General features: G+C 60.0%; 22 protein-coding genes. 13 read left to right on the forward strand and 9 right to left on the reverse strand.

Features of this window, described 5'->3' with window-relative positions:
- Window positions 1-164 precede the first annotated feature (164 nt).
- On the reverse strand, window positions 165-806 hold the full coding sequence (locus tag EJA71_RS14710) for an HD domain-containing protein (protein WP_158957983.1): 642 nt from the start codon (window positions 804-806) through the stop codon (window positions 165-167).
- Between the two features lie 168 nt (window positions 807-974).
- Here EJA71_RS14710 and EJA71_RS14715 point away from each other — a divergent pair, with 168 nt between their 5' ends.
- The gene (locus EJA71_RS14715; protein WP_158957985.1) at window positions 975-1940 is read left to right on the forward strand and encodes a GlxA family transcriptional regulator; all 966 of its coding nucleotides are present in this window, start codon (window positions 975-977) and stop codon (window positions 1938-1940) included.
- Window positions 1941-2120: 180 nt separating this feature from the next.
- On the opposite strand, the gene EJA71_RS14720 is transcribed toward EJA71_RS14715, so the two are convergent.
- Window positions 2121-4532 carry a penicillin acylase family protein gene (locus EJA71_RS14720; protein ID WP_158957987.1) on the reverse strand — a complete coding sequence of 804 codons (2412 nt, stop codon included), beginning with the start codon at window positions 4530-4532 and terminating at the stop codon, window positions 2121-2123.
- A gap of 102 nt (window positions 4533-4634) precedes the next feature.
- Entirely contained in the window at window positions 4635-5213 is a 579-nt protein-coding gene (locus EJA71_RS14725) for a DUF6436 domain-containing protein (RefSeq protein WP_158957989.1), read from the reverse strand.
- Window positions 5214-5312: 99 nt separating this feature from the next.
- Between EJA71_RS14725 and EJA71_RS14730 the strand changes: the two genes are divergently transcribed.
- Entirely contained in the window at window positions 5313-6260 is a 948-nt protein-coding gene (locus EJA71_RS14730; RefSeq protein WP_158957991.1) for an alpha/beta hydrolase, read from the forward strand.
- A gap of 130 nt (window positions 6261-6390) precedes the next feature.
- Here EJA71_RS14730 and EJA71_RS14735 read toward each other — a convergent pair whose 3' ends face one another.
- A complete protein-coding gene (locus EJA71_RS14735) occupies window positions 6391-7122 on the reverse strand; it encodes a DUF2059 domain-containing protein (protein ID WP_158957993.1) in 732 nt (243 codons plus the stop codon).
- 108 nt (window positions 7123-7230) lie between these two features.
- On the opposite strand from EJA71_RS14735, the gene EJA71_RS14740 reads away from it, so the two are divergent.
- Both EJA71_RS14740 and EJA71_RS14745 read left to right on the forward strand, forming a co-directional pair.
- The gene (locus tag EJA71_RS14740; RefSeq protein WP_158957995.1) at window positions 7231-7863 is read left to right on the forward strand and encodes a 2OG-Fe(II) oxygenase; all 633 of its coding nucleotides are present in this window, start codon (window positions 7231-7233) and stop codon (window positions 7861-7863) included.
- Window position 7864: 1 nt separating this feature from the next.
- Entirely contained in the window at window positions 7865-8350 is a 486-nt protein-coding gene (locus EJA71_RS14745) for a DUF523 domain-containing protein (RefSeq protein ID WP_158957997.1), read from the forward strand.
- 120 nt (window positions 8351-8470) lie between these two features.
- On the opposite strand, the gene EJA71_RS14750 is transcribed toward EJA71_RS14745, so the two are convergent.
- Window positions 8471-9043 carry a transporter substrate-binding domain-containing protein gene (locus EJA71_RS14750; protein ID WP_158957999.1) on the reverse strand — a complete coding sequence of 191 codons (573 nt, stop codon included), beginning with the start codon at window positions 9041-9043 and terminating at the stop codon, window positions 8471-8473.
- Window positions 9044-9178: 135 nt separating this feature from the next.
- On the opposite strand from EJA71_RS14750, the gene EJA71_RS14755 reads away from it, so the two are divergent.
- Window positions 9179-9604 (forward strand): DUF4399 domain-containing protein, encoded by a 426-nt coding sequence (locus EJA71_RS14755; RefSeq protein WP_122594629.1) that lies wholly within the window; start codon window positions 9179-9181, stop codon window positions 9602-9604.
- A 62-nt stretch (window positions 9605-9666) separates the two neighbouring features.
- Here the strand turns inward: EJA71_RS14755 and serA are convergent, their stop codons facing one another.
- On the reverse strand, window positions 9667-10896 hold the full coding sequence (gene serA, locus EJA71_RS14760; protein WP_008085296.1) for a phosphoglycerate dehydrogenase: 1230 nt from the start codon (window positions 10894-10896) through the stop codon (window positions 9667-9669).
- Between the two features lie 204 nt (window positions 10897-11100).
- Here serA and EJA71_RS14765 point away from each other — a divergent pair, with 204 nt between their 5' ends.
- The 4 genes from EJA71_RS14765 (at window position 11101) to EJA71_RS14780 (ending at window position 15418) form a co-directional block, all read left to right on the forward strand.
- Window positions 11101-12495, forward strand: a complete 1395-nt coding sequence (locus tag EJA71_RS14765; protein ID WP_158958001.1) for an FAD-binding oxidoreductase — start codon at window positions 11101-11103, stop codon at window positions 12493-12495.
- 41 nt (window positions 12496-12536) lie between these two features.
- Entirely contained in the window at window positions 12537-13202 is a 666-nt protein-coding gene (locus tag EJA71_RS14770; protein WP_158958003.1) for a fumarylacetoacetate hydrolase family protein, read from the forward strand.
- A gap of 257 nt (window positions 13203-13459) precedes the next feature.
- Window positions 13460-14383 (forward strand): SdiA-regulated domain-containing protein, encoded by a 924-nt coding sequence (locus EJA71_RS14775; RefSeq protein WP_158958005.1) that lies wholly within the window; start codon window positions 13460-13462, stop codon window positions 14381-14383.
- Between the two features lie 117 nt (window positions 14384-14500).
- Window positions 14501-15418 carry an SdiA-regulated domain-containing protein gene (locus tag EJA71_RS14780; protein ID WP_158958007.1) on the forward strand — a complete coding sequence of 306 codons (918 nt, stop codon included), beginning with the start codon at window positions 14501-14503 and terminating at the stop codon, window positions 15416-15418.
- A 147-nt stretch (window positions 15419-15565) separates the two neighbouring features.
- Here the strand turns inward: EJA71_RS14780 and rpiA are convergent, their stop codons facing one another.
- Complete coding sequence (rpiA, locus tag EJA71_RS14785) at window positions 15566-16240, reverse strand: ribose-5-phosphate isomerase RpiA (RefSeq protein ID WP_008088454.1); 675 nt, start codon at window positions 16238-16240, stop codon at window positions 15566-15568.
- Window positions 16241-16387: 147 nt separating this feature from the next.
- Between rpiA and ilvA the strand changes: the two genes are divergently transcribed.
- Window positions 16388-17902 carry a threonine ammonia-lyase, biosynthetic gene (gene ilvA / locus EJA71_RS14790; RefSeq protein WP_122594633.1) on the forward strand — a complete coding sequence of 505 codons (1515 nt, stop codon included), beginning with the start codon at window positions 16388-16390 and terminating at the stop codon, window positions 17900-17902.
- A 39-nt stretch (window positions 17903-17941) separates the two neighbouring features.
- Window positions 17942-18367: a DUF2269 domain-containing protein gene (locus tag EJA71_RS14795; protein WP_158958010.1), complete on the forward strand. Its 426-nt coding sequence runs from the start codon at window positions 17942-17944 to the stop codon at window positions 18365-18367.
- A 121-nt stretch (window positions 18368-18488) separates the two neighbouring features.
- Here the strand turns inward: EJA71_RS14795 and EJA71_RS14800 are convergent, their stop codons facing one another.
- A complete protein-coding gene (locus tag EJA71_RS14800; RefSeq protein ID WP_158958012.1) occupies window positions 18489-19145 on the reverse strand; it encodes an HAD family phosphatase in 657 nt (218 codons plus the stop codon).
- Between the two features lie 143 nt (window positions 19146-19288).
- Here EJA71_RS14800 and EJA71_RS14805 point away from each other — a divergent pair, with 143 nt between their 5' ends.
- Together EJA71_RS14805 and ptsP are read left to right on the forward strand one after the other, a co-directional pair.
- On the forward strand, window positions 19289-19768 hold the full coding sequence (locus tag EJA71_RS14805) for an RNA pyrophosphohydrolase (protein ID WP_003229203.1): 480 nt from the start codon (window positions 19289-19291) through the stop codon (window positions 19766-19768).
- 22 nt (window positions 19769-19790) lie between these two features.
- Entirely contained in the window at window positions 19791-22070 is a 2280-nt protein-coding gene (gene ptsP / locus EJA71_RS14810) for a phosphoenolpyruvate--protein phosphotransferase (RefSeq protein WP_158958014.1), read from the forward strand.
- A gap of 70 nt (window positions 22071-22140) precedes the next feature.
- On the opposite strand, the gene EJA71_RS14815 is transcribed toward ptsP, so the two are convergent.
- Entirely contained in the window at window positions 22141-22887 is a 747-nt protein-coding gene (locus EJA71_RS14815; RefSeq protein ID WP_158958016.1) for an NRDE family protein, read from the reverse strand.
- Between the last annotated feature and the right edge of the window lie 67 nt (window positions 22888-22954).

The raw sequence follows: 22954 nt of genomic DNA on the forward strand, positions 1-22954 counted from the left end.
AACCTGAAAACCTTGTGGGAAGGTTCTGCCTGCTGCACACAGATTTAAACAGCCTCAATTCATCGGGTGGATGGCTGGCTCCTACAATTAAACGGAGTGCAATCAGTTGGAGAATAGTCGGCTGACACACCGCTATCGCGAGCAGGCTCACTCCTACAGGGGATTTACGCAGTCCAGGGTGAATGGCGGATGACCTCAACGAAGTTCATCGGCTTGAACCCCGGCTCCTGATCCACCAGCACATCGGTCTTCACATTGCCAAACGTGGTCTGCGGACGATGGCGCAAGCCATCGGCGAACGCGCAGATGATGCACTCCTTGAAACCTTCCCCGCGCGGGTGCGCATGCACCACCGCTTCACGCTGCACAGTGCTGAACGCGGCGTAATCCATCCCCAGCACGTCCATTTCCACCCCAGCGGTTACCAGCGCCACGGTTGGCCGCAGATGCTTCGGCACGCCGGGCGTCGTGTGCAGGGCAATCGACAGCCAGACCTGTTCGATATCGTCATCGCTCAACCCGTACGGCTTGAGAAACGCTGCCGCCGCGTTGGCGCCGTCGACTTCAAAGCGTTCGTCATCGCTGCGATGGCCTTCGACCAGACCGAGGTCGTGGAACATCGCGCCGACGTAGAGCAACTCCGGATCGTAGGCCAGTTGCTGACGCTCGCCACTCAATGCGCCGAACAGGAATACCCGGCGCGAATGGTGGTAAAGCAGATCGGACTCGATGTCGCGGATGTGCTCGGTGGTGGCGCGGGCGAGGGCGCTGTCGGGGATTTTGATACCGGCGATGGTGCTACTCATAACGGTTTCCTCGTCGAAAACGCCGTCGTGGCGCTGATGGGGAAAGTCTGTTCCCGGCGCTGAAAACGAACAATCGGCGCATGGCTGCGATCCTTGCCAATCCACCTGCAAATCGTGCCAAGCTAAAAGATCGGACGATCTTTTGCTCTTGAAGGGGAATCAACAGCCATGAGTAAAACCGTCGCCATCGTGGTGTTCTCCGGCGTGCAGTCGCTCGACGTCAGCGGCCCGATGGATGTGTTCGCCGAGGCCAACCGCTTTCTGGCGCCCGAGGATCACTATCGGCTTGAGGTGATTGGTGTCGAACACGGCCCGATGGCCTGTTCCAATGGACTGAACTTGAATGCCCACCGGCATTTCAGTGAAGCCCTCGACGCCTATGACCTGCTGCTGGTCGCCGGTGGTCCGCAATTGCCCTTCATGAATTTCGGCAGCGCATTCGATACCTGGCTGCGTGAGGCCTGCGCCCGCGCCGAGCGCTTCGGTTCGATCTGCAACGGCGCGTTCATGCTGGCGCGGGCCGGATTGCTGGAGGGACGTACCGTCACCACGCACTGGAACGATGCCGAGGCGTTGGTGCAGTTGTGCCCGTCGACGCAGGTCGAAGCCGATCGGTTGTATGTCGAGGACGGCACGCTGTACACCTCGGCCGGGGTCACGGCGGGGATCGATCTGTCGCTGTATCTGCTGGCGCGGGATCACGGCGCTGAGGTGGCGTTGAGCGTGGCCAAACGTCTGGTGGTGTTCACTCAGCGTTCGGGCGGCCAGTCGCAGTTCAGCCCGTTCCTCACGCCGCACGCGGAGCCGACGTCGGCGGTGGCGATGGTGCAGTTGTATGTGCTGGCCAATCTCACCGGTGATCTGACGATCGCCGATCTGGCCAATGCGGCGAACATGAGTGCGCGTAATTTCTCGCGGGTGTTTGCTCGGGAATCGAAGGTGACGCCGGCGGAGTTCGTTGAGCGGGCGCGGGTGGACGCGGCGCGGGTCATGCTGGAAAGCACCACGGCGCCGTTGAAGACCGTGGCGTATCAGTGCGGGTTTCGCGATGCGCAGCATATGCGCGGGGTGTTTAACCGGCGGCTGGGCGTGACGCCACAGCAGTTTCGGCTGAATTTTGCGGTGATGGTTTGACCCTCACCCCAGCCCTCTCCCGGAGGGAGAGGGGGCCGATTCGGGGATATTGGGGAGATACGCCGACGTGATGTTGCTGTACCGAATCCATAATCGACTCGATCTCTCAGGCCGGTGCATAGCGAAAGACACCTCGGTCAGTCCCCTCTCCCTCCGGGAGAGGGCTAGGGTGAGGGGCTCTTAAGGTTTCGCCCGCATCGGCAACAGCTTCAACGTACCGTGCGTATTCGCCGTCACCTCTTCCTCGCTGAAATGCGCCTGCACGTACATCCCGTCGACGTACGCTTCAGCCTGATCGTCATAGTGACTGTCGAACGGCACACCACTCTGCCCAACCGGGTTGATCGTCAGCCCATGCGCCGGGTCAGCAAAATCCACCAGGCGCCGCGTCGACGGCCCATACGTCACCGGCCACGGCGCCGGGCCGAGCTTGGCGGAAAGATTGTTCGGCACTTCATGACTGCCGGGTGCCGCAAACGGCCCGACATTAAAAATCCGCTCCAGCGGTTTTTGCTGCCCCAACGGATGGCCATGGGTCAGCGTGTGCGCCGCGCCCCATTTCCACTCGGCAGGGTTGTCACCGAGGGTCAGCTTCAAGTGCTGCATGCTCGCTGCCCACGCCGCGCGCACGACATCGGCACGGGTCTCTTTGGCCGGCGTGTTGCGGTTGTCCCACCACGGTGAATCGGCGTTCGCCGCCAGCCGTGGCAGCGCTGAGTCGATCACCCGCGTCGACAGCAAGGTGTCGAAGAAATCATTGCCCAACTCGTCTCGCATCGCTGCATCGGCGAGGTCGTAGAGGAACTGGTTGAACACCGTGGCGCTGACCGAATTCAGCGGATAGTCGCCCGGCCACTGCGCCAGTTGCTCGACCAGTTTCAGCTGTGCCGGATCGCTGACCACCTCACGCAATACCGGCAGCAATGGCGCGAGCAGACGCGGGCCATAATCGGTGGCGGTGCCCAATTGCAGTTTCTGGTTGGCTTCGTTGCTCCACTTCACGTTCTTGTCGCTGAGCTGGCGATTGAGCTGTTGGCCGCGATCGGCGAGGTTGTAGTAACCGGGAATCTCCATGCCGGTCGGTGACAGCGGTTGGAAGTTGGCCGAGACGATGTAACCGCGCGGCGGGTTCTCTTCCTGCGGGTTGGCGCTGAACGGGTAGAAACCGTCCTTGTCCGCCTGATTGCTGCTGCCGTCGAGAATGAATTCCGGTCTGACCCCGGCCGGGCGCTTGGGCAGCAATGCCGAGGCCCACCAGGCGATATCACCCTTGGCGTTGGCGTAAACCAGATTCAGCCCCGGTGCCTGCACCTTGGCTGCGGCGGCCCGTGCCTTGGCCAAGGTGTCGGCGCGATTGAGCTGGTAGAAACCTTCGAGAATCGGGTTCGGCGTTTCCAGAAACGCCCACCACATTGCAATCGGGGTTTTGCCGGCAGCAGTGCCCAGCGCATCGTTGACGATCGGTCCGTGGGGCGATTGGCGCAGGGTCAGGGTCACCGGCGTTTGGCCCTTCACGTTGATCTGCTGTTGGGTGACGAGCATGTCGGTCCACTGGCCGCGATACCAGACCTGATTCGGGTTGTCCGGGTTGACCTTCTCGGCGATCAGATCCAGATCGTCGTTCTGAAACATGGTCAAGCTCCAGCCGAAATCGAGGTTGTGACCGAGAAACGCAAACGGCACCAGCGCCTGATGATGGCCGTACAACTCAAAGCCCGGCGCCGACAGTTGCGCTTCGTACCACACCGACGGCACCGAGAAACGAATGTGCGGGTCACCGGCCAGCAGCGGCTTGCCGCTCTGACTGCGGCTGCCGGCGATTACCCAGGCATTGCTGCCTTCGAACTGCGGCAAGCCGTTGTCGATCAGCGCCTGTTCGCTGAGGCGGGAGAGGGCATTGAGGTCTTTCCAGTCGCCGGCGGCGAGGCTCGGAATCGACTTGCCATGATCTTTGGCGAGCACGCCCTTGGTCTGCCAGTCGAGGTCGAAAACGTTGAGGTAATCGGCGCCGAGTTGATCGCGCACGTAGGTCAGCAACGGTTCGGTGCGAAACGCCGCCGCAAAGCTGTAAGCCATGTAACCGGCGACGCTGATGCTGTCCTCGGCAGTGAACGGCCGTTTGGGGATGCCCAGCACGTCGAACTCGATCGGCGCGGCGTGGGTGTCCTGATATTGGTTGATGCCATCCAGATAGGCTTGCAGACCCTTCCACGCCGGCGATTGCTTGTCGAGGCTGGCGACATAACTGGCGGCGCGCTCACGGATGCGCAGGCTGCGGAACAGCTTGTCGGTGTCGAGCAGTTTCGGCCCGAGCACTTCAGCCAATTCGCCACGGGCAAGACGGCGCATGGCTTCCATCTGGAACAGGCGATCCTGCGCATGCACGTAACCGAGGGCGCGATAGAGGTCGGTTTCGTTTTCGGCACGAATGTGCGGCACGCCGCGTTCGTCGTAGCGCACGGTCACCGAACCTTGCAGGTTGCGCAGCTCGACCTGGCCTTGGCGCGTTGGCTGTTTGCTGTAGACGTACCAGCCGACGCCGGCGAGCAGGACAACGATGAGCAAGGCGAGAACGGTGAACACGCGCTTCATGGTGACTCCTTGTACCTGCAGGATTGCCGCCCGTCGGGCTGCAAACAATTAGCACAGACCGTTGGGTCGGTGCAGCGCTGTCCTTGAAAAGTCCGGAATGCCTTACTTCGTTTCCACCGGCCACGGGCAATAACAGCCGACCGCCAGGGTGTGCGTGGCGTTGACCGGACGATCGTCCGTCAGAGCGTTGAGAATCGGTTCGATGAAGCTGTTGCTAGAGTTGCAGGTCAGGCCTTCGCTGTACGGGCCGAAGTAGGCCAGTTTGCCACTGCGATCCCAGATCGCCACGGCCGGGCTGGCGGGGACTTGTTCGGAGCCGGGCAATACGGTGATGGTTTTCAGGTTGCTGAGGGTCGCGGGCAACTGGCCGTGGCTGCCGGTTTTCTGCACCGCGAAAAACTCGACACCCTTGGCGCTGAACTGCTCGACCATCTCGTTCAGGTGCTGTTGATTGCCGACGTTGCAGGGGCAGGCCGGGTCCCAGAAGTGCACCAGACGAATCGGCCCGGGCCCGGCGAGATCGTCCGGCAGGCGCAGCGGATCGCCGGAAAACACCGCCGTGTGTTCGCTGAATGCGCGCAGGTAACGCCCCTGAAACCAGTCGTACGCCGCCCACAGCACCCCGGCGCAGATCAGCGCGAGCAGGCTGGCAAACAGTGCGGTGCGGTAGGGCGAACGCATGGTTTTCGATCCCGAAAAGGTGGGCTAGCTTGCCATGTCTGCCACGACAGATGAATATCGCAGGCCGATAAAGTCTGTTTACCGTTTTGGAATTCCCGCATGCCTGCCACTTTCGACCCCGATCAGATCCGCGCCAGCCTCAAGCCTTTGGCCGAGTGGCAGCCGTTGTCGGACGAAGCCAAGGCTTATCAGCGCTTTTATCAGACCGATTTTCCCGAGCGTGATGTGTGGCGTGGCATGGGCCGTTTCGAGGTCGATGGCTACGAACTGGTCAGCCATTGCTGGTGGCCGGAGAAGGTCAAGGCGACGCTGTTTTTGCTGCACGGCTATTACGATCACACCGGGCTCTATCGGCATGTGATTGAGTGGGCGCTGGATCAGGATTTTGCCGTGATCGCCTGCGACCTGCCGGGTCATGGCCTGTCGAGCGGGCCGCGCGCGAGCATTCGCGACTTCTCGGAATATCAGGACGTCCTGCAAGCCTTGTTCGCCGAAGCGCAGTCGATCGCGCTGCCGCAGCCGTGGCACTTGTTTGGGCAGAGCACCGGCGGCGCGATTGTGGTGGATCATTTGCTCAACCATGGCGAGAGCAGTCCGGCGCAGGGTCAGGTGATTTTGTTGTCGCCGCTGGTGCGACCTCGGGCGTGGGGTTGGTCGCAGTTAAGTTATTACGTGCTGAGGCCTTTTGTTCGAGGCATCGCTCGGCGTTTCAGCGAGAACTCGAATGACCCGGATTTTCTGCCGTTTCTGCTGAAAGATCCGTTACAGCCACGACGCCTGCCGACGAAATGGGTCGGGGCATTGTCGCGCTGGATCATCCGGGTCGAGCACGCGAAAAAAAGTCCGCGACGGCCACTGATCATTCAGGGCCAGGCGGACATGACGGTGGACTGGCAGCACAATTTGCAAGTGTTGAAGTGGAAGTTCGATCGACCGCAGATTCTGCTGCTGGCCGAGGCGCGGCATCATCTGGCGAATGAGACGGTGGAGATGCGTGAGGAGTATTTCGAGTTTCTGAGCAAGCGGATCAGGGGCCGGAATCTGTAGCGTTGGTGAGGGCCCTATCGCTGGCAAGCCAGCTCCCACAGGGTTAAGTGTCGATCACGAATATTGTGAACACCCAAGAAAACAGTGGGAGCTGGCTTGCCAGCGATGGCGGCCTATCAGGCTCTGAAGATTATTGCCCGACCGCCAACCCAGCCCGAATCGCCGCCAACGCCGCCTGGTAATAAGCCTTGCCCTCAGCCGATTCGGCAAACGTCGCAAACTCTTCCAGCTCTTCATCCGACAAATCGCGATAAACGTAGAGCAACGTGTTGTTCATGTCCGCGCCGATCTGATCCATCAAGCGCTGGCGCTGACCGTTCAACATGCCTTGCGCCTGACCGCCGCCGAGCAGCCCCGGAATCATCGAACTCAAACTGTCTGCCGCCACGCCAGCAATCGCCAGGCTCACTTCAGCCCCGGCTTCACGCGCCGGCAAGGCTTGGGCGAGGTGGCCGATGATCAGCAGGCGGCTGTCGCTGACCTGCATCTTCGGCAAACCCTTGGCGTTTTTCGCCAGTTGATCGCGGCGCGTTGCGAGCAATTCAGCGGCGACGATTTTCTTGCCCAATGGCGATTGAAAGAAGGTCAGCGCCGGTTTCGGATCGGCGAGGGTCTGCCGCAATTGGGCTTCGGCGCGTTGATCCACGGCCTGTGGGGCGAAGCGCTGGTTGCTGTTGTTCACCAGCGCCTGAAAGACTGCTGGCGGCAGGCTGTTCTGATAGCGCTGCTGCGCGGCGCTCAAGGCATCGTTGAAATGCGCGCGTTGTTCTGGCCAGCCGGCGACCTTGTACAGCTGATCGTGGCCGTCCGCCCAGGCGGGCAAAACACAGAACATCAACAGTGAAAAAAGCAAACGGCGCATAGGGACTCCTGTCAGCAGCGGACTATTCTCCGTGCGGTGCCGGTACTTGTCGAGAATTCGTAGCAAGCCGCCGCGTGGCTCTGTCGGATTTTTCGCCAGCGGCATACTATGCGCGCCATGCAAATATCCTCTGAACACCCACTGCTGTTACGCATTGTCGACGACCTGGCCGAGCACGGCTGGTCGCAGCAGAACATATTCCTGCCCGCCGGTTTGACCCGCGAGCTGGCCGCCGAGTGCCGTAAACGTGAGGCCGAAGGTGAGCTGGCGCCAGCGGCAGTGGGGCGTGGGCCGTTTTCAGAGATCCGCGAGGGCATTCGTGGCGACCACATCCAGTGGATTGATCCGGGCCAGGCGGAGGCCAGCGATCGTTATCTGGACCTGATGGAGAGTCTGCGCGAGGCGCTCAACCGTGGTCTGTTCCTTGGTCTTGAAGACTTCGAATGCCATTTCGCCCTATACCCGCCCGGCGCGTTTTATCGCCGACACGTTGACCGCTTTCGCGACGACGACAAGCGCATGGTCTCGGTGGTGGTCTATCTCAATGAGGCGTGGCTGCCGGAGGACGGTGGTCAGTTGCGCATGTACCTCAACGATGAACGCGTGCATGACGTGCAGCCTACCGGCGGTTGTCTGGTGGTGTTTCTTTCCGGCGAAGTGCCGCACGAAGTATTGCCGGCCCACCGCGAGCGCTTGTCGCTGACCGGTTGGTTCCGTCGCCGTGGCAACGAGCCGTTCTGACATGCACAAGATTCTGGTCAGCCGCTGCCTGTTGGGTCATCGCGTGCGTTACGACGGCGGCGCTAGCGGGCCGTTTGCTGTGCTTGAACAGTGGATTGCCGAAGGACGGGTGGTGCCGTTGTGTCCCGAGGTCGCAGGAGGATTGCCGACGCCACGGGCGGCGGCGGAGATTCCGGGCGGGCAGGGTGCTGAGGTGCTGGATGGCGTCGCTGCGGTGATCACCACTGATGGCGAGGATGTCAGTGCGCAGTTTCTCGATGGCGCACGGCAGGCGCTGGAGCTGGTGCAGAAGCACGGGATTCGGGTGGCTGTGCTGAAAGCCAACAGTCCTTCTTGCGGGAATTTGCTGACGTATGACGGGACGTTCAGCGGTGTGAAGGTCTCCGGCGAAGGCGTCACCGCTGCGCTGCTCAAGCGCCATGGTGTGCAGGTTTTCAGCGAACTCGAATTGCTGCAGGCGGCAGAAGCCTTGGCCCAACTCGACTAAAAACTCACCACAAATCCCGTGTAGGAGTGAGCCTGCTCGCGATCGCGGTGTGTCAGTTAACGGTTATGTCAACTGACCTGACGCCGTCGCGAGCAGGCTCACTCCTACAGGTTTTTGTGTTCACTTGGATTCGGTGAACCACTTCTCGGACAACGCCGCCAAGCGTCCATCCGCCTTGATCCGCTGCATCGCGCTCGCAAGGCTGGCCTGAAACGCTGGATTACCCTTCTGAAACGGTATGGCCAATTCCACCGGCGCGCTGGCCTTAGGCTTTGCCTCAGTCAACGTTTGCACCAGGACCATCGGCTGCGGCTGTTCATCCTTCTTCGCCAGCAACTGCGAATCGACCTTGCCATAAGGCGCGCTGAAGTCGAAACGATCCTTGAGTTCGGGTGTCAGTGCTATGTGATTGAGCGCGACGTCGTACTTGCCGCTTTCGACGCCCTGGAGCAAGTCAGCCTCATCTGTGACGATGAAGTCGGCGCGGACATCCAGCTCGTTGGCCAACAGTTGTCCAAGCTCAACCTCGAACCCCGTGAGTTTGTCGCCGTCATCCTTGTAATTGAAGGGCGGTGTATTAGCCTCAAGGGCTATGCGCAGCTCGCCACGGTCGTTGACGTCATCAATCAGTTCGGCGTGAGCCAAAGGGCTCAAAAGGGGTAGCAGACAGATCAGGCCAGGCAAAAAGCGCATGGTCACTCCTTTGAAATCATTAACGCGATGCTCTGAGTCAGGCTCGCTTTGCTATGGTTGTCGAGTGCCTTCGACAACGAATGGTCATGAAGTTGTCATGACCGTGCGGATTTTACGGAAAAACTGGAGAAGAAAATGAAAAGCTTTATGTCACGTGCAGCGTTGGCGGGTGTGCTGATGGGTGTTTCGGTGCTGGCCAGTGCGGCCACACCGGCGCCAAAAGGCGCCGAAGTGTTCATCGTTTCTCCCGAAGACGGGGCCACGGTTTCGCAAACCTTCACCGTCAAGTTCGGCACCAAGGACGTCGCGCTGGCACCGGCCGGTGACGTCACCAAGAACACCGGTCACCACCATTTGCTGATCGACGTCGACAAGATGCCAGCCGCTGGCGCGCCGATTCCGAATGATGCCAATCACATGCACTTCGGCAAGGCGCAGACCCAGGCCGATATCAAACTGGCCCCGGGCAAACACACCTTGCAGCTGGAACTTGGCGACAGCGGCCATATGCCGTTCGACCCACCAATCGTCTCGAAGAAAATCACCGTCAACGTCGAATAACCTTTTCGCCGTGCATGAAAAAGGGAGCCCGAAGGCTCCCTTTTTTGTCACTCAACGCTAAATCAGAACAACACGCGGCTACGGATAGTGCCGTTGATGTGCTGCAGCTTCTCTTGCGCCAGGTCCGAGTACTCGGCGTCGACGTCGATCACCACGTAGCCAACCTTCTCGTTGGTCTGCAGGAACTGACCGGAGATGTTGATGCCGTTTTCGGCGAAGACCTTGTTGATCTCGCTCATCACACCCGGAATGTTCTCGTGGATGTGCAGCAGGCGGTGCTTGCCAGGGTGAGCCGGCAGGGCCACTTCCGGGAAGTTCACCGACGAAACCGAAGTACCGTTGTCGCTGTACTTGACTAGTTTCTCTGCCACTTCCAGACCGATGTTGGCTTGCGCTTCGGCGGTCGAGCCACCGATGTGCGGGGTCAGGATCACGTTGTCGAGGCCACGCAGCGGGCTTTCGAACTCTTCGTCGTTGGAGCGTGGCTCCACCGGGAATACGTCGATGGCCGCGCCGATCAGGTGCTTGTCCTTGATCGCGTCCGCCAGGGCGTCCAGCTCGACCACGGTACCGCGCGCCGCGTTGATCAGGATGCCGCCCTTTTTGATGGCGCGGATTTCCTTCTCGCCGATCATCCACTGGGTCGCAGCGGTTTCCGGAACGTGCAGGGTGACGATGTCAGACATGCCCAGCAGCTCGGTCAGGCTCCCGATCTGGGTAGCGTTGCCCAGTGGCAGTTTGGTCACGGTGTCGTAGAAATACACCTGCATGCCCAGACCTTCAGCCAGAACCGACAGCTGCGTACCGATCGAGCCGTAGCCGACGATGCCAAGTTTCTTGCCACGGATCTCGAAGGAGTTGGCCGCGGATTTGATCCAGCCGCCACGGTGGCAGGAAGCGTTTTTCTCAGGGATGCCGCGCAGCAGCAGGATCGCTTCGGCCAGCACCAGCTCGGCTACGGAGCGGGTGTTGGAGTACGGCGCATTGAACACGGCGATACCGCGCTCGCGGGCAGCACTCAGGTCAACCTGGTTGGTGCCGATGCAGAAACAGCCGACCGCGACCAGCTTCTTCGCGTGATCGAAGATCTCTTCGGTCAGTTGGGTGCGCGAACGAATGCCGATGAAGTGAGCGTCAGCGATCTTTTCCTTGAGCTGGGCTTCCGGCAAGGAACCTGTCAGGTATTCGATGCTGGTGTAGCCCGCCGCCTTGAGGACGTCGACAGCCGATTGGTGGACGCCTTCGAGAAGAAGGAACTTGATCTTGCTCTTATCGAGAGAAGTCTTGCTCATCTGCGTAAACCTGTATCCCGGAGAAAAATGGCAGGAAATGGTCAACAGACGCTGACCCGGACGACAAGAAAGTCGTCTCCGCGGATCTGGCCTTGGGCACTGTCCTGCGGGGTCGATATGCTAGCATAGCCTCCCCGCTAAACACTCATTCCTGCGACGTGAAGCGTTCTCAGGATGACCATGAATTGTTCGAGAGTTCTGTCGATGACCAATCCTGACCTGATTGATGAACTGAAGACCCTGGTCGAGCCTGGCAAGGTCCTGACCGATGCCGACTCCCTGAATGCGTACGGCAAGGATTGGACCAAGCACTTCGCCCCGGCGCCCAGCGCCATTGTGTTTCCCAAGACCATCGAGCAGGTGCAGGCCGTGGTCCGCTGGGCCAATACGCACAAGGTCGCCCTGGTGCCATCGGGCGGGCGCACCGGGCTATCCGCCGCTGCGGTGGCCGCGAATGGCGAGGTGGTCGTCTCGTTCGACTACATGAATCAGATTCTCGATGTGAACCTCACCGACCGCACCGCCGTTTGTCAGCCGGGCGTAGTCACCGAGCATTTGCAGAACGTCGCCGAAGAAAAAGGCCTGTATTACCCGGTCGACTTCGCTTCCGCAGGTTCCAGCCAGATTGGCGGCAATATCGGCACCAATGCCGGCGGGATCAAAGTGATTCGCTACGGCATGACCCGTAACTGGGTGGCCGGCATGAAAGTCGTCACTGGCAAGGGCGACGTGCTCGAACTGAACAAAGACCTGATCAAGAACGCCACCGGTTACGACCTGCGTCAGCTGTTCATTGGCGCCGAAGGCACGCTGGGTTTCGTCGTCGAAGCGACCATGCGCCTCGATCGTGCGCCGAAAAACCTCACCGCGATGGTCCTTGGCACCGCCGATTTCGACTCGATCATGCCGGTGCTGCACGCCTTTCAGTGCAAGCTCGACCTGACCGCGTTCGAATTCTTCTCCGACAAGGCTCTGGCCAAAGTCATGGGCCGTGGCGACGTACCGGCGCCGTTCGAAACCGATTGCCCGTTCTATGCGCTGCTGGAGTTTGAAGCGACCACCGAAGAAGTGGCTAACAGCGCACTGGAAACCTTCGAACATTGCGTCGAGCAGGGCTGGGTGCTGGACGGCGTGATGAGCCAGAGCGAAACCCAGCTGCAGAACCTGTGGAAGTTGCGCGAGTACATCTCCGAGACCATCTCGCACTGGACGCCGTACAAGAACGACATCTCGGTCACCGTGTCGAAAGTGCCAGCGTTTCTAAAGGAAATCGACGCCATCGTCGGCGAACACTATCCGGACTTCGAAATCGTCTGGTTCGGCCACATCGGCGACGGCAACCTGCACTTGAACATCCTCAAGCCGGATAACCTGAGCAAGGATGAGTTCTTCGCCAAATGCGCGACCGTCAACAAGTGGGTGTTCGAAACCGTCGAGAAGTACAACGGTTCGATCTCCGCCGAGCACGGTGTCGGCATGACCAAGCGCGATTACTTGACCTACAGCCGCTCGCCGGTTGAGATCGAATACATGAAAGCGGTAAAAGCGGTGTTCGACCCGAACGGCATCATGAACCCGGGCAAGATTTTCGCGGTTTGATCTGTAATCTTTGATGAATCAATGAAGGCAGGAGTCGGTAAATGAGCTATCAGCACCAGTACGTCGACGGCACGCGCATCCACTTCCCGATCGGGAAAGTCGTGTGCATTGGCCGTAATTACGCCGAACACGCCAAGGAACTGGACAACCCGGTGCCTACCGAGCCGTTGCTGTTCATCAAGCCGGGCAGTTGTGTGGTTGAGCTGGAAGGCGGTTTCGCCATTCCGACCGAGCGCGGTTCGGTGCACTACGAAGCGGAAATCGCCGTGTTGATCGGCAAACCGTTGTCGACCAAGCCAAGCCGTGAAGAGGTGCTTGATGCGATCTCCGGTTTCGCCCCGGCGCTGGATTTGACCCTGCGCGACAAGCAGGCCGAGCTGAAAGCCAAGGGCCTGCCGTGGGAAATCGCCAAGTCGTTCGACGGCGCGGCAGTGATCGCTCCGTTCGTGGTCGGCAGCACTTTTGCTGATCTGACTGACATCGGCATTCGCCTGACCATCAACGGTGAAGTCCGTCAGGACGGCAACAGCAGCGCGATGCTCAACCCGATCGTGCCGATGATCCAGCACATGGCCGGCTGCTTTTCGCTGCAGGCCGGCGACGTGATCCTCACCGGCACGCCAGTGGGCGTCGGCCCGCTGAATGTTGGCGATGACATCGTCCTCGAACTGCCGGGCGCGAGCAGCTTCACCAGCAGCGTGCGCTGATTCAGCGCGATACCCCTGTAGGAGTGAGCCTGCTCGCGATAGCGGTCTATCAGTAACGATTATTTCGACTGACCGGACGCGATCGCGAGCAGGCTCACTCCTACAGGGTTTTGTGAACCTTCCCACAACGGTGCAGGGCAATCCCGCCATTTGCCGTTTTTTTCACATTCTGTCTGGATAATTCCCGCAATTCTGGCGTCTGAGCCGGCCTCTTTGTGCTATTACCCATAGCCTGAATTTCTGGAACGCGTCCCTCGATGTCCTCTCAAACTCAGCTCAAACCCGTCCGCCGCTCTCGTTTTGCTTTGCGTTGGTATGCCTGGCTGTTGCTGGCCATTGCTGCCGCTTATGGCCTGGCGTTCGCCATGCATTGGGATGACCGTGGCGTGCTCTGGGTGCTGGAGCGTTTCGAGAGCCCGACTGAGCAGAAAGAGAGCGTCTGGCTGCCGGACTATCGCGCGGTGATCGACGCGAAGTTGCTGCCAGGCATGGAAAAGGACGAGGCCTCCGACCTGTCCTATAACCCGCAGACCAAAACCCTGTTTTCGGTGATGGGCAAGAATCCGTTCCTCGCCGAGCTGAGCTTGCAAGGCGACGTCCTGCGCAAGATGCCGCTCAAGGGCTGGAGCAATCCGGAAGGTCTGACCGTCATGGAAAACGGCCTGATGGCGATTGTTGATGAGCGCGAGCACATGCTGTCGATCGTCAAGGTCGACGCCGACACTCGCGAGTTGAACATCGCGGACTTCCCGAAATACGACCTCGGCCCGTCGAAAGACCAGAACAAAGCCTTCGAAGCCATCACTTGGGACTCGCGCAATCAGCAACTGCTGCTGGGTGAGGAGCGACCACCGGCACTGTTCACCTGGAAAAGTGACGGCACCCAGACGCTGAAGGGCGACAAGCAGAAGCTGGACAGCGATGAGCTGGATATCCGCAATCTTTCGGCGCTGGCGATTGACCCGCGCACTGGCCATACATTGGTGCTCTCCGCTGATTCGCACCTGCTGCTGGAACTGGACGAGAAGGGCGAACAGGTCAGCTTCATGACCTTGCTTGGCGGTTTCAACGGCCTGAAGAAAACCATTCCGCGCGCCGAAGGCGTGACCATGGACGAGGCGGGCACGCTGTACATGGTCAGCGAACCGAACCTGTTTTATCGCTTCGAAAAGCAGAAGTAACTTTCCTCGCGGCAATTCCAGACAAGTCTGATTGTCCTGACAGGCAAGTGGCCATTAAGCTTCAGTTCAGACGGGCGTGATATTTCATCCGCCTGTTTTGACTCCGAGCCCGCCCGAATGCGTCGACTTGCCCGTCCCAAGCCCCTGTTTATCTTTCTGTCGGTAATTGCCCTGATCGCGTTGATTGCGATCGGCCAATACATGCGCCTGTTCGAGCGTGCCTGGTTCAATCTGCATACGTTGTGGCAGCCGCAGAGCACTGAGTCCATTGCCTTGGATCAGTACCGCGTGGAAATCGAAGCGCGGGTCATCGACGGTTTGAACGACGATGTTTCAGCACTGACTTTCGATCCGGTGCGCAAAAGCCTGTTCACCGTGACCAACAAGAATGCCGAACTGGTCGAGTTGTCGCTGGAGGGCAAGATCCTGCGGCGCATCGCCTTGATCGGTTTCGGCGACCCGGAGGCGGTCGAGTTCATCAGCGCCGACACCTACGTCATCACCGACGAACGCCAGCAGCGCTTGATCAAGATTCATCTGGAAAAAGACACGACATTCCTCGATGCGGCCGACGCCGAGCAGATGACCCTCGGTGTGCACATGGCCGGTAACAAGGGTTTTGAGGGGTTGGCGTACGATTCGGTGGGCAAGCGCCTGTTCGTTGCGAAAGAGCGCGATCCGATGCTGATCTACGAAGTGCACGGCTTTCCGCACTTCAATCCGGAAAAGTCCTACGCGGTGCACGTCATCAACAACCCCAAGCGCGATGCGGGGATGTTCGTGCGTGATCTGTCTAGTTTGCAGTACGACGAGCGCAGCGGGCATTTGCTGGCGCTGTCGGATGAGTCGCGGTTGATTCTGGAACTGGATGTCGATGGGCGCCCGTTGAGCACCATGTCCATCAGTGGTGGCCGCCAGGGTTTGAAGAAAACCGTGCCGCAGGCTGAGGGGATCGCGATGGATGATGACGGCACGCTGTATCTGGTGAGCGAACCGAATCTGTTCTACGTTTTCAAAAAACCTGCACAGCCCTAACCCACACTACAAAACTAATGTAGGAGTGAGCCTGCTCGCGATAGCGATGTGTCAGTCAACATCTATATCAACCGATACACCGCTATCGCGAGCAGGCTCACTCCTACAAGGGCGCTTCATTTACCCATAAATAGTGGGCAGTCTGGCTTACTCAGCCTTCAGGGTTTTCACGCCTTCAGGTGTACCCAGCAGCAACAAATCCGCCGGACGTGCGGCGAACAAGCCATTGGTGACCACGCCGACAATCGCATTGATCTGCGCTTCCAGCTCCACCGGGTTGGTGATCTGCAGATTGAACACGTCGAGAATGATGTTGCCGTTGTCGGTCAGCACGCCTTCGCGGTACACCGGGTCGCCGCCCAGTTTCACCAGTTGGCGGGCGACGTGGCTGCGGGCCATCGGGATCACTTCGACCGGCAGCGGGAACTCGCCCAGTACCGGCACCAGTTTGCTGGCGTCGGCGATGCAGATGAAAGTTTTGGCCACGGCGGCAACGATCTTCTCGCGGGTCAGGGCCGCGCCGCCGCCCTTGATCAGGTTCAGGTGTGCGTCGCTTTCGTCGGCGCCGTCGACATAGAACTCCAGATCGCTAACCGTGTTCAGCTCATACACCGGAATCCCGTGGCCTTTCAGGCGCGCGGCGGTGGCTTCCGAGCTGGCGACCGCGCCATCGAACGCGCCCTTGTGCTGCGCCAGTGCGTCGATGAAGCAGTTAGCGGTGGAGCCGGTGCCGACCCCGACGATGCTCTTGTCGTCGAGTTTCGGAAGGATGAAGTCGACGGCGGCCTGGGCCACTGCCTGTTTGAGTTGATCCTGGGTCATGCGGGCTCCGGAAGCGGGCAAGGTGAGAACGGAAAGGCCGGCATTATAGCCGCAAGCGCCGCTAAAACCTCTGGATTCGTGTGGTCGTGCGGGCAAAAGCCGGGTTAGACTCCTCGGTCCCGCTCAACCGCTCAGTGATGCTTTCCGATGCTCGAACAGTACGTCAAAAAGATCCTCACCTCGCGCGTTTATGACGTTGCCGTAGAAACCCCGCTGCAGAACGCCCGCCAGCTCTCCGAGCGGCTGGGCAATGACATTTGGCTCAAGCGCGAAGACTTGCAGCCGGTGTTCTCGTTCAAGATTCGCGGCGCCTACAACAAACTGACGCAACTGAGCGATGAAGAGCGCGCCCGTGGCGTGGTCACCGCGTCGGCAGGCAATCATGCGCAGGGCCTGGCCCTGGCGGCGAAAGTGTTGGGCGTTAAAGCCACCATCGTCATGCCCAAGACCACCCCCGAGATCAAAGTCGAAGGCGTGCGTTCGCGCGGCGGCAAAGTGGTGCTGCACGGTGATTCGTTCCCGGAAGCCTTGGCCTACTCGCTGAAACTGGTCGACGAAAAAGGCTACGTCTATATCCACCCGTATGACGATCCGCACACCATCGCCGGGCAGGGCACCGTGGCGATGGAGATTCTGCGCCAGCACCCGCAGCCGCTGGACGCGATTTTCGTCCCTGTCGGTGGCGGCGGTCTGATCGCCGGTATCGCTGCGTACGTGAAATACCTGCGCCCTGACATCAAAGTCATCGGCGTCGAGCCGGACGATTCCAACTGCCTGCAAGCGGCGATGGCCGCCGGTGAACGCGTCGTTCTGCCAACCGTGGGCATCTTCGCCGACGGCGTAGCGGTGGCGCAGATTGGCCAGCACACCTTCGACATCTGCAAAGACTATGTCGATGAAGTGATCACCGTCAGCACCGACGAGATCTGCGCGGCGATCAAGGATATCTACGACGATACCCGCTCGATCACCGAACCTGCCGGCGCGTTGGGCGTGGCCGGGATCAAAAAATACGTCGAACAGCGCGGCGTCAGCGGCCAGACCTTCGTCGCCATCGATTCCGGCGCCAACGTCAACTTCGACCGTCTGCGCCATGTCGCTGAACGCGCCGAGTTGGGTGAAGGCCGCGAAGCGATCATCGCCGTGACCATCCCTGAAAAGGCCGGCAGCTTCAAAGCGTTCTGCGAAGCCGTGGGCAAGCGCCAGATCACCGAATTCAACTACCGCTACAACACCGGCAGCGAAGCGCACATCTTCGTCGGCGTGCAGACCCACCCGGAAAACGACCCGCGCAGTGCGTTGCTGGCGAGCCTGACCGAGCAGGGTTTCCCGGTCATCGACCTGACCGACAACGAACTGGCCAAACTGCACATCCGTCATATGGTCGGCGGTCACGCGGCGCACGTGATTGATGAAGTGGTGTTCCGCTTCGAATTTCCGGAGCGTCCGGGTGCGCTGTTCAACTTCCTCAGCAAGTTGGGTGGGCGCTGGAACATCTCGATGTTCCATTACCGCAACCACGGCGCCGCCGATGGTCGTGTGGTCGCTGGCCTGCAAGTGCCGCACGATGAGCGTCACTTGGTGCCGGCAGCACTTGAGGAAATCGGCTACCCGTATTGGGACGAAAGCGACAACCCGGCCTATCAGCTGTTTCTTGGCTGAACGGCTACGCTGATGGGCAAGCCATAAGGAAATCTGACAATGGAAACGTTAACGGCCCTGAAAATGGCGCACGTGGTCGCAACCGTGGTCTTGCTGGCCAGCGCGCTGGGGCTGGCGATCTGGGTTTTTCTGGCAAAACGCAAAGGTGATGCGACGGCGGGCAGCCGCACGTTGCAGCGGCCACGGGTGTTTATCTGGCTGCTGATGGGTCTGGCGCTGCTGAGCATGCCGTTTACCGGCTGGTGGATGGTCCATCTGGTGGGCTGGCCGCTGGGGCAGACGTGGATTCTGGCGTCGAGCGTGCTCTACACCGTGGCGGCGCTGGCGTGGTTCTGGTTACTGGTGCGCTTGAATCGGTTGCGCAAGGCGCCGGGCGGGGTCGGCAAGTTCAGTTTTGCCTTGGCGTTGTTCAGTTTTGTGTGTTTTGTGGTAATTGCCGGGTTGATGGGTGCCAAACCTGTTTAAGGCTTGAGACCCAGTCGACCCAATCGCTGGCAAGCCAGCTCCCACAAGTTGTTTCTGGTGCTCACAGCATATGTGTTCACTGAAGATCCTTGTGGGAGCTGGCTTGCCAGCGATAGCGGTATCAGCCGCGCAACGAAATCACCGGCCAGCCACGCTTCTGGGCTTCGGCAAGGAGATTCGGATCCGGATCCACAGCCACCGGATTCGCCACTTGCTCCAGCAACGGCAGATCATTCATCGAATCGCTGTAGAAATAGCTGTCGTCCAGCGAATACCCGGTCTCTTCCAGCCAACGGTTCAGGCGCGTCACCTTGCCTTCGCGGAAACATGGAATATCCGTGCTGCGCCCGCTGTAACGGCCATCAACCATTTCACACTCGGTGGCGATCAGGGTTTCAACGCCCAGACGCACAGCAATCGGCGCGGTCACGAAGCGGTTGGTCGCGGTGATGATCACCAGTTTGTCGCCGGCGTCGCGGTGCTTTTTCAGCAGCTCCAGCGCTTTGGGCAGCATGATCGGCTCGATGCAGTCGCGCATGTAATCACTGTGCCATTGATCGAGCACGGCCATTTCAGTGCGGCCGAGGATCTCCAGGCAGAAGTTCAGGTACGCGGCGTTATCCAGTTTGCCGGCCAGGTAATCCTGATAGAACTCGTCGTTGCGCGCTTTGTACGCAATCGGATCGAGGAAGCCGCGTTCACACAGATAGTCGCCCCAGGCGTGATCGCTGTCGCCGCCCAGAAGGGTGTTGTCCAAATCGAAGAGTGCCAGGCGCATTGCAGTTACCCGCTGATAAGTCTGTAAAAAGGCGATAAGAATACGGTCTTTTCACAAGAGTGCACATAAGGTAGGAAGCTTCGTTGCCGCCTTATCAACCTTTGTGGAACAATGCGGCGACATGCGTTTGCGAGGTTGTTGCCGTGATCGACCCCGATGGTTTCCGCCCCAATGTCGGGATCATTCTGACGAATGACGCCGGCCAGGTGCTATGGGCTCGCCGTATCAATCAAGATGCCTGGCAGTTTCCGCAAGGGGGAATCAACCCTGAAGAGACGCCGGAAGACGCCTTGTACCGCGAGCTGAACGAAGAAGTTGGCCTGGAACGTGAAGATGTTGAAATACTGGCCTGTACCCGAGGCTGGTTGCGCTATCGTTTGCCGCAACGTCTGGTGCGTACCCACAGCCAACCGCTGTGCATCGGCCAGAAACAGAAATGGTTTCTCCTGCGCCTGATCTCCAACGAGCAGCGGGTGCGGATGGATTTGACCGGTAAACCGGAGTTCGATGGCTGGCGCTGGGTCAGCTATTGGTATCCGTTGGGCCAGGTGGTGACATTCAAGCGCGAGGTGTATCGCCGCGCCCTCAAAGAGCTTGCCCCGCGCCTTTTAGCGCGCGACTGACGACGGAGTTCGACCCCGAGCCATGCTCAATACGCTGCGCAAGATCGTCCAGGAAGTTAACTCCGCCAAGGATCTCAAGGCGGCGTTGGGGATTATTGTGTTGCGCGTCAAAGAGGCCATGGGCAGCCAGGTCTGCTCGGTCTACCTGCTTGATCCCGAGACCAACCGCTTCGTCCTGATGGCCACCGAGGGCTTGAACAAGCGCTCGATCGGCAAGGTCAGCATGGCACCCAACGAAGGTCTGGTCGGTCTGGTCGGCACGCGTGAAGAACCCCTGAACCTCGAAAACGCTGCGGATCACCCGCGCTACCGCTACTTCGCCGAAACCGGTGAAGAGCGTTACGCCTCGTTCCTCGGTGCACCGATCATTCACCACCGCCGCGTCGTCGGCGTGTTGGTCATCCAGCAAAAAGAGCGCCGCCAGTTCGACGAAGGTGAAGAAGCCTTCCTCGTGACGATGAGCGCGCAACTCGCCGGCGTTATCGCCCACGCCGAGGCCACCGGTTCGATCCGGGGTCTGGGTCGTCAGGGCAAAGGCATTCAGGAAGCCAAGTTCGTTGGTGTGCCGGGTTCGCCGGGCGCAGCCGTCGGTACTGCGGTGGTCATGCTGCCGCCGGCCGATCTCGACGTGGTGCCGGACAAGACCATCACCGATATCAACGCTGAGCTGGCGCTGTTCAAGACCGCCATCGAAGGCGTGCGCGCTGACATGCGCGCGTTGTCCGCCAAGCTTGCGACCCAGTTGCGCCCGGAAGAGCGTGCGCTGTTCGACGTCTACCTGATGATGCTCGACGATGCCTCGCTGGGCAGCGAAATCACCACCGTGATCAAGACCGGCCAGTGGGCCCAGGGCGCGCTGCGTCAGGTGGTCACGGAACACGTCAACCGTTTCGAACTGATGGACGACGCCTACCTGCGTGAGCGTGCGTCGGACGTCAAAGACCTCGGCCGCCGCCTGCTCGCCTATTTGCAGGAAGAGCGCCAGCAGAACCTGGTCTACCCGGAAAAAACCATTCTGGTCAGCGAAGAACTGACGCCGGCAATGCTCGGCGAGGTGCCTGAAGGCACGTTGGTCGGTCTGGTTTCGGTACTCGGTTCGGGTAACTCGCACGTGGCGATCCTTGCCCGGGCGATGGGCATTCCGACGGTAATGGGTCTGGTCGACCTGCCGTACGCCAAGGTCGACGGCATCGAAATGATCGTCGACGGCACACGCGGCGAGGTCTACACCAACCCGAGCGAAGTGCTGCGCAAGCAGTTCGCCGAAGTCGTCGAAGAAGAAAAACAACTGGCGCTGGGCCTCGACACCCTGCGCGACCTGCCGTGCGTGACCCTCGACGGTCACCGCATGCCGTTGTGGGTCAACACCGGTTTGCTCGCCGATGTAGCGCGGGCGCAGAAGCGTGGCGCCGAAGGTGTCGGCCTGTACCGCACCGAAGTGCCGTTCATGATCAACCAGCGCTTCCCGAGCGAGAAGGAACAACTGGCGATCTACCGCGAGCAGCTCGCCGCGTTTCACCCGCAACCGGTGACCATGCGCAGCCTCGACATCGGCGGTGACAAGTCGCTGTCGTACTTCCCGATCAAGGAAGACAACCCGTTCCTCGGCTGGCGCGGCATTCGCGTCACGCTCGATCACCCGGAAATCTTCCTGGTGCAGACCCGCGCGATGCTCAAGGCCAGCGAAGGCCTGAACAACCTGCGGATTCTGCTGCCGATGATCTCCGGCACCCACGAACTCGAAGAAGCCCTCCACCTGATTCACCGGGCCTGGGGCGAAGTGCGTGACGAAGGCACCGACGTGCCGATGCCGCCGATTGGCGTGATGATCGAGATCCCGGCAGCGGTGTACCAGACCAAGGAACTGGCGCGGATGGTCGACTTCCTGTCCGTCGGTTCCAACGACTTGACCCAGTACCTGCTGGCGGTCGACCGCAACAACCCGCGTGTTGCCGATCTTTACGATTACCTGCATCCGGCGGTGCTGCAAGCCCTGCAAACCGTGGTGCGCGATGCCCATGCCGAAGGCAAACCGGTGAGTATCTGCGGCGAGATGGCCGGTGATCCGGCAGCGGCGGTGCTGTTGATGGCGATGGGTTTCGACAGTTTGTCGATGAACGCCACCAACTTGCCGAAGGTGAAGTGGATGTTGCGTCAGGTGAACTTGAGCAAGGCCAAGGAGTTGTTGGCTGAGCTGATGACCATCGATAACCCGCAAGTTATCCACAGCTCGCTGCAATTGGCGCTGAAGAACCTAGGGTTGTCGAAGATGAATCCGCCGGCGGTCGTCAAAGCTCTCTAAAAGATCGCAGCCTGCGGCAGCTCCTACATGGAACGTGTATTCCCGTAGGAGCTGCCGCAGGCTGCGATCTTTAGATTCTGATATCCACCTCGCCCAAATGCCCGCCATACGGCCCAAAACTCCGTTCCACCATCCGCCGCGCTCCATCCGCCTGCACCACCAACGCCGTACTCGCCCGCGTCCCGTAACTCTGGCTGGCAATAAACACACTCGACAATAAAGCCTCAGTCGCCATCCCCACCCCGGTATCCGGCAATTCCGCTTCCGACGCGGTCTGCGCATCGCTTAGCAAATCGAGCAAGCGCTGCGGCTGCGGATCATCCAGCACCGCGCTTAACGCTGCCTTGGCCTTGAGCAACTTCGGCCACGGCGTATCCAGCCCGGCATTCGACAGCCCATAAACCCCAGGCTGCAACATCACCGGCTCCGACATCCGCGCATTGAAATGCCACAGCTCATGACTATTGCCGAGCAGCAGATTGAACCCGGCATATTCCGCCGCACGCCCGACGACATCGCTCAAATAATCATCAATCGACGCATCACCGGTCAGAAACCGCGCCACCAATTCCCCCCGTGACTTGCGCGCGGGCGGCTGCTGCGGATCACGAATATTGGTCAGCGCGGCAAAGCGGCCGTTGGCGCCAATCCCCAGCCAGGTGCCCCCAGCCTCCAGATCACGTCCGGCATGCACATGCGGCGCCTCTGGCCATTGCGCCAGCGGCAAACTGGGACGGGCGTAAAACTCGTCGCGGTTGGCCGCGACGATCAGCGGCTGGGCATGGTCCGGGCGCCAGGCGAAAACAATCAGGCACATAAGGTGGTCCTTGTGTGTTTTTTGTCCACTGTACGCATCCGGCGTCCGTGCATCCATCGCCAGTTCC

The organism is Pseudomonas sp. PB106 (assembly GCF_009764645.1).
In the GTDB taxonomy this organism is placed as follows: Bacteria; Pseudomonadota; Gammaproteobacteria; order Pseudomonadales; family Pseudomonadaceae; genus Aquipseudomonas.